Consider the following 9,609-nt stretch of genomic DNA (forward strand, 5'->3'; position numbering starts at 1 on the left):
TGAACGGCCTCGCTGCGCTCGGGCGGGGCCCTTCGGGCCCAGGCTCTGCGCTTCGCTCCGAGCCATGGCCGGCCTTCGGCCGGGGTCCTTCGCTTCGCTCCGGACCGGTTCTGGTTCCGCTGCGCTCCACCAGAACCGGTCTGCTCCGCAGACCCCAGGGCTCCCGCGCTCCGCGCGGAGGTGACCCCGTTTCACGGGCTCCGGGCCTTCGGCCGGTTGGGCGGGTCCGCTCCGCTCCCCCGCCCCAAGGCCCTTCCGGCTCCGCCTCCAGGACCCCGAGGCCTGCTCCGCAGGCCAAGCTGGCAGCAAGGACTACCCGCGTCTGGGTTCCCTGACCACTTTGCCGTCCTTCACGAAGAGCCTCACCCGCTGCTCATTGAAGTCCATCGTCACCATGCTGTCCTCGGGCACCACATGGACCGTGATCTCCGGAAAATCCGCCCCGATCTGCTGGCGGGCTTGCTCCGCCGGCTTCCCCATCAGCTCGGGCCACTCACTCTTCGCTGCCATAATCCCCTCCACAGTGGTGATCGCTTCGAGCCTGCTCGACGCTACAGGTCACCACTGCACAGGGCTTGGGGCTCCTGTGCTTTGCACGAAGGTGATGCCGTTTCACGGGGTCCGGGCTGACGGCGGCCAGCCCAGATTCCCCACGTACGGCCAGTTGAGACGTCACGCTCCGTCACACATACCTTGGTCTTAGAGGTTCCTCACCCGGTTGGGGGAGGGAGATCGTCCCGTCGGCCGACGTCACCCCGCCGCGGTCGATGCGACGTTCGGAACATGACCAGTGTTGAACGGACGATGAAGGCGCTCTGGAGGGCCTGGTGGCAGCGATGGCCGCGCTGGGTGGCCTGGGCAACGATGCTGTGGGCGGTGCTGTATGCCGGCTTCGGCCTGGCGTGCGCGCTGAGTGGGCCCTCCTTGCTCTACCACGGCGGTGACTCAGGTGCCTCCGGGCTGGGTTGGGCGGTCATGGCGGTGGGTGCGCTGGCGGCGCTGGTCAGCGGAGCGGTGGTGCTGTACGGGCTTCGGCCAGCGATACGGGTGCTGCTCTGGGTGGCCTGCGGGCTGGCCGGGGTCACCGCGTTCAGCCTGCTGATGGATGCGATCACACTGATGCTCGGTCAGGGAGTGGACAGCAAGGCTTCTACCGCGAACAAGGCCCTGGCGGCGGTCGGGGCGGTCCTGCTCGCGGCCACGGCCCGGTCCGACCGCCGACCCGCCGGCACTGCTGTACGAGCACCGGCCGCAGCGCCGCGGCTCGTCCAACTCGCCGCCTGGGCAGGGACGCTGGCCTTTGTTCCGTACGCGGCGATGAAGCTGGTCTGGGCGTCGGGCGGCACGTTCGCGGGGATCACTGGTGAGGAGATGCTCGCGGTCTCGGAGCGGAACGGCGCCTCGGGGATCTTCCTCACCCTGGAGTCATGGGGCCTGGACCCCACCGCGCTGCTGGCCGTGCTCGGCGTTTTCCTGCTCTGGGGCCTGGTCCGCCCGTGGGGGCAGGTCTTCCCGCGCTGGACACTGTTCCTGCGCGGCCGACGGGTGCCGCGCTGGCTCCCGCTCGCCCCGGCTCTGCTCGGCGCTGCCACGCTGGCCCCGTACGGCGTTGTCGGGGCCGGATACTTGACTCTGGCCACGGCCGGCGCAGTGACGATGCGGCGCGGCGACTTCCACTCCTCGGGCGATGCCCTGCTGGTCGGCTGGATCGGGATGGTCGCCTTCGCCGCTTACGGCATCGCCCTGACCATCGCGGCCCTCTCGTACTGGCTTCGGACCCGTCCCGCCTCCCGGGTGAGTACCACCACAGAGTGACCGTCTGCGGCCAGTTAGATCCCTTTCCCCTTGGCCGCCCATGGGGAAATTCAACTGGCCCCTAACGCGGGCCTCCGGCTTGTTGCGCGGGTCCGCACCCGGCCGCACGGCGATCCTCCCCAGCAGAGCCAAAGGTGAAAACATGATCACGAACCCTTGCGGAGAACCGCGTCGAAACAGATGTCCGCCCAGAATGCTTCAAACTAAATCAAAGCTAGACTCTGGAAAGATCATCCCGTACCAGATCCTCTTGACCGACGACAGCTGGGGCCCTCCGTCGACCCATTCGATGTAGCAGCAGGTGCTACAGGAGCAAGCTCGATTCCCCGGACCCTGCGCAGCCAAGCAATAGCCGATCGCATCCCAGCAAAGACGATCAGACTGGTACTCAGCGCGTCGACCAGCATGCCGTGTAGGTCCCTGCCGAGATACAAGACCACGGAACCCACTACTACAGCGGTCAGGACGTCTGCTCGCTGCTGTGTTGCCAAGATCCAGTCCACGGGACGCATGACGCCTGACAGCCTGAGTTTGATGGCAGCCCATACGAGCCCGCCCGCGTACATGAAGCGGCGCCCCTGCGACAGGGAGTAGCCAGCCTCGGGTGTCCCAGCAAGATCGGCGTGCCAAGCTTCGATCAAATGCCGCGACGACGGTCCGCCGAGGTACGCCGCCAGAGTCACAAGCCAGCCGGACACACGATCGCGCGTGGAACTCGGCCGTCGCTGAAGCACGGCCACGACACGGGTGAGATGAGCTTCTAGCACTGCGTGGCGTCGCGCTACCACCGCAAGATTGCGTTCCGCTTCGTCCGTGGAGCGAACGGCGAGCGCCTCCAAGCGTTCAAGCTCTGCGGCCAAAGCCAAGGCATCCTCAGCTGACCCACCTTCTCGCTCCGCAATCTCCAATATCTCTCTGGCCCTATCGATTCGTGTCTGAAGCTGCTGCACAGCCAGCCGGCCTGCTGTCGCCTGGTGCTTCACCCGCTCCAGCTCCTGCCCTATGGCGCCGGCCTCACGCAGGAATCGAAAACAGACCCAGCGTCTACGGAGTGGTAGCGGCACCATCGAAACGCTCACTACGAGACCGATCACGTTCCAGACAGTGGGCGGACCAGTCTGAGCCCCAAGAAATATGAGCTGCACGCCGAAGCCGGACATCGCGATGCCGATACTCAGCCTGTCCGCAGTCTGCTGATTCATGCCACCCCTCCAGCCAGCCGGAACCGTGCCCGCTTGGCGGCCCGCTCCTGGAGCGCGACCTCTGCAGCGAGACGCCCCGATTGTGTGAGCTGGTAGAAACGGCGCGGCGGCCGGCCCGGGTGTGGCTCCGACTCGGTCCAGCTTGTTACCCAGCCCTGCTTGGCCAGTCGCTCAAGAAGGGGATACACGGTACCTGAGCCCAGGTCAGCCTCCATGCAAATCCGCAGCCCCCAGGCGGGTTCGTCGTCAGACGCGCCTAGAAGAACCTCAAGTACCGCAATCGTGGGCTTGGTCAGCCGTGGTGTACCCATGCCACAAGTGCACCAGAAACCAGAGCGTATGTCGAGTACGAATCCTTAATCGATATACGCCGAGTGTGCCGGAGATGATCCGGCACACTCATCTGGCTCGTCGCCCGGGTCAGGAACCGTCACCGCCGACAGGCATCACTCTGAGGCGTGCCGGGCATCGAAGAGCTGTGATCGCAGTCCCCCCAAACACCTGTCCTTCGGGAAGCACGGATGCTCCGCATCGCTCCTGTGACAAGCGAGACAACCTGGTCGCTGATCTGCCGCGTCGCTGGCCGATACGGCCAGGATCCCAACTGGCTACTGGGACATTGGCACTGGAAGAACGATCGGCCCCGGCATCCTGACGGGACACCACGCGCTGATGCGGAGGCACTGCTCGACCAGGCTGGCCGAAGCGTGCTGGTAGGGCTGTGTGGCATCGACGAAGAGGCCCTCGGGCGTGCCCTGCCGGCCTGGCAGGGCACTGGGCAGCCCGCCAAGCAGCAGACAAGCGGGGTTCCGGGAGCGCTCTGGCGCGTTGCAGGCACAGATATGAAACCGGTGGCGTTCGGCTGCCGGCTCTGCACGGCCCGACGCACCGGACAAGCCGTGTGTGTAGTCCGCTACGCCGAACGTTGGCAGCGGGTGTGCGTACGGCATCACCGGTGGCAGCTCGACGCTGACGTCGACCACGGACTGGAGAACCTCGACCTGCGCGAGAGTCCGGAAGTGGCCCAGGCACAGCGGCGGTGGGCGCGCGTAGAACGCCGTGCGCGTCGGGCCGGGGTCGAGCCGGCTGAGGTGTTCGGTCTCGCGAGGGCGGTGGTGTGCCGGTGGTGGGAGCAGGCTCTGGGTTGGGGTGAGGAGCGGGTTTGGCCGGCCCGGCTGCACCGGCTTGCGGGCGGGGACGCAGGGGGCAGGTTTTGGTGGTGGCACGCGGTGGCCCGGGACGCGGTGGTTTTCCCCGAGGTCGTCGCTGTGGCCGACGCACTGCTGGATCCTGTCATGGAGGAGCTGGCGTGGGTGGACAGCGGGCGGGAGCAGATCCGTCCTCGGCCGGTGGACGGTGCGTTCTGCCGGGAGCTGGGGGTGCGGGTGGGGCGTCCGTGGCTGGGGCCTGTGGTGGCGGTCGACTATGGCGGGCCGCTCGTGGCCGGATGGCTGGGCGCGGTGATCCGGCGGCGCCGCGGTGTCGGGGATCTTGACGGCCGGGGCCAGAACCCGTGGTGGGTGAGCCGTGAGCGGCAGCCGGCTTCCACGGGGGCGCAGCTGCGTCGGCTGGCTGAGCGGGAGGACGGCACTATCAGCTGGCGCAAGGCCGTCCCGGATGCGGACCGGGCCCGTCTGGAAAGCCTGCTGGACGAGGCGGTCCAGGTCTTGGGTGACGTCCATGTCCATGACGGGCGGCCTGTCGCCGAGGCCAGCCGCAACATGCTGCGGTTCCTGGCCAAGGGAAGCGAGCTCCTGGACCGTGCGCTCCTGGAGGCCGCCCACGCTGCACTCGAGGCGGGCGTGCCGCCGCAGTTCGTCGGCGAGTGGGGCAAGATCCCCGCTGATCTCATCGAGGAGCTTGCCCGGCGCGGGCCGGTGGCGGACGACTGATCAGGCTCCTGCCTGCGTGTTCTCATGGTCCTGCGGCCGTGGTTCTGTGCAGGCGTTCAGGCTGGCGGTTCCTTAGCAGGCGGGTGCGTGCGGTGTCCCGCGCTTGGGGTGTGGTCCGTTCGATCGCGTGACGCTCCTTCGCGACCGGTGTTTGTGCGCACGGTTCACGTACTTGGCTAGCGACCATGAGCAGTCACGCACAAGGAGAAGGCGGCGGCCGGGCCGGGACCGGCTGTGAGGCGGAGTTCAAGGATCTGTCGGGATGTATGCGGCAGCTTCCGTGGCACAAGGCTGCCGCGTCCGTACGGTTCGAGGAACTGCCGCCTGTCACGGCCTTTCCTGTGATCCCGGGGAAGCGGTGGGCGCCTGGGTGGTGGTGGTCGGCGACGACCGGCCGGCATGTGGTGCACGGGTCGGCGGCCATGCGTTCCCAGTTGATGGTGCTCGACCGCGATCCCGGCGTCGTAGGTCTGGCCGGGCGGCCGGTACGGGTCGTGTGGCGTGACGGGCAGGGCCGGGTGCGGTCCTGGGTGCCGCAGCTCTTCGCCCGGTACACCGACGGAACAGCCCTGCTGGCGGACTGCCCTGCAGTCCTTGGCGGTGGTGGGGAGCCAGCGCGCCTGGCCGCGCAGTACGTGGGTGCGGCATGCGCGGAGGCGGGGTGGGTCTACCGGCGGCTGGAACCCCTCGACGCGGTCCTGGCGGCCAACGTCCGGTGGCTCGCCGGCTACCGGCACCCCCGCAACGCCGGTAGCCCGGAACGGATGGCAGCGGTGCAAGAAGCCTTCCGGGAGCCGCGGCCACTGATCGAAGGCGTGCGGGCGGTCGGCGATCCCATGGCCGTGTGGCCGGCCGTGTTCCACGCTCTGTGGTCCGGCAGGCTGACCGTGCCCTTGTCCCGGCCCCTGCACGAACGGGTCCTCGCCCGGCCAAGCACGTCTGCCGGTGTCACGGGCGGGGAGGCGTGATGAGCAGCAGTGGTGCGAGGCGGCCGGTGGTCGCGGTGGGCGGGCACGTCGTCTTCGAGGGGCGCACCTGGCAGGTGGCAGCCATGGACGGGTCCGTCGTACGGCTGATCGCCGAGGACGGGACCGTCACTTCGCTCCTGACCGGCTATCTGTGCGCGGCAGCCGATTTCGCGGTGGTCGGTGCCCGGCCCGCGGTGGGGGTGCCGCAGTGGGGGCTGTTCGAGACGGTGCCGGTGCGGGAGCAGGAACGGGCGCTGGCCTGGCAGCGGCACCTGCAGGAGATCGAGTGCGGCTTGCCCGGCGGGCCAGGCAGTGCGGGGGTGCCGCGGCCGGCGTACGCGCTGGAGCGTCCGATCAGCGAGCGGGTGGAGGCCAAGGCTGCAGAGCTGGCGTCGTTGGGCTGGGTGGGGGTGAGCGCGCCGACGATCCGCCGGATGCGGGCCCGCTACCGCCGCCAGGGTCTGTGGGGGCTGGTCGATCACCGCACGACCAAGCCGTCGAGCCGGACTGGGCGCGCCGACGAGCAGGTCGTCATGGCGGTGTTGGAGGCGCTGCGGCGCCAGCGCGGACGTTCCAAGAGCACGCTCGCCGGGCTGCGGGAGCTCACCCGGCAGGTCCTCGCCGAGGCCCACGGCCCCGAGGCCGGACGGCTGCTGCCGCCGGTGTCCACGTTCAACCGGCTCGTACGCGCGCTGGCCGATCCGAGGGAGTTGCCGGGCCGCCCGGCACGGACCGCCTCGAGCCCGGCGCCGCCCTTCACCCCGACCATGGCGCTGCGGCCCGGGGAGCAGGTCATGCTGGACACCACGCGCCTGGACATCATGGCCGTCTCCGACCACGGCGTGGCCAGCCGGCCCGAGCTGACCATCGCCCTGGACGTCGCCACCCGCAGCATCCTTGCCGCGGTACTGCGGCCGGGCGGGACCAAAGCCGTCGATGCCGCGCTGCTGCTCGCCGAGATGGCCGTCCCGCACCCGGTCCGCCCCCACTGGCCCGCCTGCCTGCACCTCGCGCACGCGAGCATCCCCTACGAGCGGCTCCTGGACATCGACACCCGGCTGGAACACGCGGCAGCCCGGCCGGTCATCATCCCCGAGACAGTGATCGTCGACCGCGGGAACATCTACCTCTCCGCAGCATTCCGCGCCGCCTGCGAGACCCTCGGAGTCAGCCTTCAGCCCGCGCCTCCCCGCCAGCCCGCGGCGAAGGGACCCGTGGAGCGGACCTTCGCCTCGATCAACACCCTGTTCTGCCAGTACGTCGCCGGCTATACCGGCTCCAACGTCGTCCAGCGCGGCCGCGACGCCGAGAAGGAAGCCTGCTGGAGCGTGGCGCAGCTCCAGGAACTCCTCGAGGAGTGGATCACCGCCGGCTGGCAGCCCCGGCCCCACGAAGGCCTGCGGCACCCCACGATGGCTAAGGCCGCCTTGTCGCCGAACGAGATGTGGGCAGCCCTCATCGCCGCATTCGGGTACATGCCCGTGCCTCTGACCGGACGCGACTACATCGAGCTGCTCCCCACCCGCTGGCACAAGATCACCGACCGCGGGATCCGCATCAGCCACCGCACCTATGACAACGCCATCCTCAACCCGCTCCGCGGACAGCCCTCCGACATCCACGCCCGCAGCGGGAAATGGGAAGTCCACCACAACCCCCACGACGCACGGCAAGTCTGGATCCGCCTGCCCGACGGACACCTGGCCGAGATCGGCTGGATCCACCGCGACCACGTCCACCAGCCCTTCAACGACCACCTCTGGCAGCACCTCAAGACCGAAGTCGAGCACCGCGGCGACAGCGAACAGTACGAGAGCGATCTCGCCGGCGCGCTCCAGGCGATCCTCACCCGTGCCCGCGCCGGGACAGACACCCGCACATCCGCCAGTGAGCTGGCAGAGGCGAAACGCGTACAGGCCGGTGTCCCGGCGTGGGCCGACACGCTCGCCATCGCCGGTGGTGCAGCTCAGGTTCTCGGTGAGACGTCCGGACCCAGCGTGCGTCTGCCGGGCCAGGCCACCGGAGACGTCCCCGGCCTCGACGGTGTGGAAAGCCTGGACGGCCTCGAGGAAACCGAGGAAGACGACGACCAGGATTGGGCCTCCGCAGCGGAGGCCGGCGGTTTCGGCCTATACGACGCCCGGCGGGAGGCAGAGCAGTGGTGAAACACGAGCCAGCCCCGGAACCAGGTCCGGGCGACGCCTTGCCGCCGACGACGTGGCAGGGCTGGCAGCAGTTCGTCGACCTCCCTCCCCCCGCGCCGCCCGACCCGGGCGCACCGCCGCGCAGCGTCGAGGAGCGGCTCGCCTACCACTCCGACTTCGTCACCGTCCGCACCCCGGCCATCGACACCATCTCGACCACGGTGCGCACCCTCATGGTCCTGGGCCGGCACCAACGGGCCACCGCCCGCCCCAGCCTGATCGTCACCGGGCCCCCGACAACCGGGAAGACCACCGCTCTCCTGCAAGTGGGGAGGACCTGCCACCTCGCCGAAACCGCCCGCACCGGCATCCGCGACCAGATGCCCGTCACGTACATCCTCGTCCCGCCCGGAGCCAGCGCGAAGACCCTGGCCGCAGAGTTCGCCCGCTTCCTCGGCATCCCCATCACCCACCGCATGACACAGGCCCAGATCATGACGTCGGTCTGCGACACCTACACCCGGGCAGGCGTCCGGTTGGTAATGATCGACGAGATCCACCGGCTCAACCCCCGTACCAGCACCGGCGCCGAAGCCACCGACCTGCTCAAAGACCTCACCGAACGCATCACCGCGACATTCGTCTACGCCGGCATCGACGTCACCACCACGCCCCTGTTCACCGGCACTCGCGGCGCCCAACTCGCCGGCCGTGCCACCCTCATCGACTGCGACACCATCCCCGCCCGCCGAGGGACCAGCCAACCCTTCCGCGACCTGGTCGCCGCCCTGGAGGCCTGCCTCGACCTTGAGCGGCATCGGGCCGGGACCCTGCCCCGTCTCGCGCCCTACCTCCATGCCCGCACTGGCGGACGCATCGGCAGCCTTGCCCGTCTCCTGCGCCAGGCCGCCATCACCGCGATCCTCGACAACACCGAACGCATCACCAAAACCAGCCTGGAAGCCATCACCCTCGACCACCTCGCCGAAGACAACCACCGCCCCCGACACACGATCAGCCCCAGCACCCGGCGCCGAAGCGGACACCGCGACGGCCCACCGGCCAGAGCAGAGCAGCCGTGAGCAGTTCGGCGACGACCTCCGCCAACATGCCGCAGCCCACGGCGCCCGGAGCGCTACGCGTCAGGCCCATGGCACACGAGTCGACCGCCTCCTACCTCCACCGCCTCGCCGAGTCGTATCGGGTGGACTGCCGCCAGCTCCTCGAAGGCATCGGGATCACCGTCCACGGCCGCCCAGGCAGCACGCCGGGCAGCAGCGAGATCGTCCTGTCCCCCGCAGCACTCCACCACCTCGCTGCATTCGCCCGCGTCCCCGGCCTCCCGCTCGCCCTCGGCAAGACCGTCCACGGAGCGAGAGGTCTGGGCCCCGGCCATCCCACCGCCCACTGGCAGCCTCTCGAACCCGCCGGTCAGCCCACCCGCACCTGTCCCCGGTGCACGCTCCACCGCGCCCACGGGACCACCAGCCAGGCATGGGCCTACCAGGCCGAACACCGGCGGCTGTGCCCACGCCACCACCAATGGGCCACGCCGCCCAACGACCGGGTGAGGGGCCTCGCGTTTTCC

At 69.3% G+C, this 9,609-nt stretch carries 8 protein-coding genes; 6 read left to right on the top strand and 2 right to left on the bottom strand.

All coding sequences use genetic code 11. From position 1 onward, the window contains the following. Positions 1–312: 312 nt before the first annotated feature. Entirely contained in the window at positions 313–510 is a 198-nt protein-coding gene (locus J7E97_RS33165) for a serine protease inhibitor (RefSeq protein WP_215034972.1), read from the bottom strand. 273 nt (positions 511–783) lie between these two features. On the opposite strand from J7E97_RS33165, the gene J7E97_RS33170 reads away from it, so the two are divergent. Further along, positions 784–1,815, top strand: coding sequence for a hypothetical protein (locus J7E97_RS33170; RefSeq protein WP_251055539.1), 1,032 nt, complete (start codon positions 784–786; stop codon positions 1,813–1,815). A gap of 1,198 nt (positions 1,816–3,013) precedes the next feature. Here the strand turns inward: J7E97_RS33170 and J7E97_RS33175 are convergent. Beyond that, positions 3,014–3,328, bottom strand: coding sequence for a PadR family transcriptional regulator (locus tag J7E97_RS33175; protein WP_215034974.1), 315 nt, complete (start codon positions 3,326–3,328; stop codon positions 3,014–3,016). Positions 3,329–3,538: 210 nt separating this feature from the next. On the opposite strand from J7E97_RS33175, the gene J7E97_RS33180 reads away from it, so the two are divergent. The 5 genes from J7E97_RS33180 to J7E97_RS33200 form a co-directional block, all read left to right on the top strand. Then, positions 3,539–4,909: a DNA-binding protein gene (locus J7E97_RS33180; protein WP_215034976.1), complete on the top strand. Its 1,371-nt coding sequence runs from the start codon at positions 3,539–3,541 to the stop codon at positions 4,907–4,909. A gap of 266 nt (positions 4,910–5,175) precedes the next feature. Continuing rightward, positions 5,176–5,877: a TnsA-like heteromeric transposase endonuclease subunit gene (locus J7E97_RS33185; RefSeq protein ID WP_251055543.1), complete on the top strand. Its 702-nt coding sequence runs from the start codon at positions 5,176–5,178 to the stop codon at positions 5,875–5,877. Further along, positions 5,877–8,042: a DDE-type integrase/transposase/recombinase gene (locus J7E97_RS33190; RefSeq protein WP_215034980.1), complete on the top strand. Its 2,166-nt coding sequence runs from the start codon at positions 5,877–5,879 to the stop codon at positions 8,040–8,042. The genes J7E97_RS33185 and J7E97_RS33190 overlap by 1 nt, the downstream gene beginning before the upstream one ends. Then, positions 8,039–9,103 carry a TniB family NTP-binding protein gene (locus J7E97_RS33195; protein ID WP_215034982.1) on the top strand — a complete coding sequence of 355 codons (1,065 nt, stop codon included), beginning with the start codon at positions 8,039–8,041 and terminating at the stop codon, positions 9,101–9,103. The genes J7E97_RS33190 and J7E97_RS33195 overlap by 4 nt, the downstream gene beginning before the upstream one ends. Positions 9,104–9,129: 26 nt before the next feature. Further along, a partial coding sequence (locus tag J7E97_RS33200) for a TniQ family protein (RefSeq protein WP_285429007.1) occupies positions 9,130–9,609 on the top strand: 480 nt, incomplete at its 3' end.

This window comes from Streptomyces sp. ISL-66 (assembly GCF_018614135.1).
In the GTDB taxonomy this organism is placed as follows: domain Bacteria; phylum Actinomycetota; class Actinomycetes; order Streptomycetales; family Streptomycetaceae; genus Streptomyces.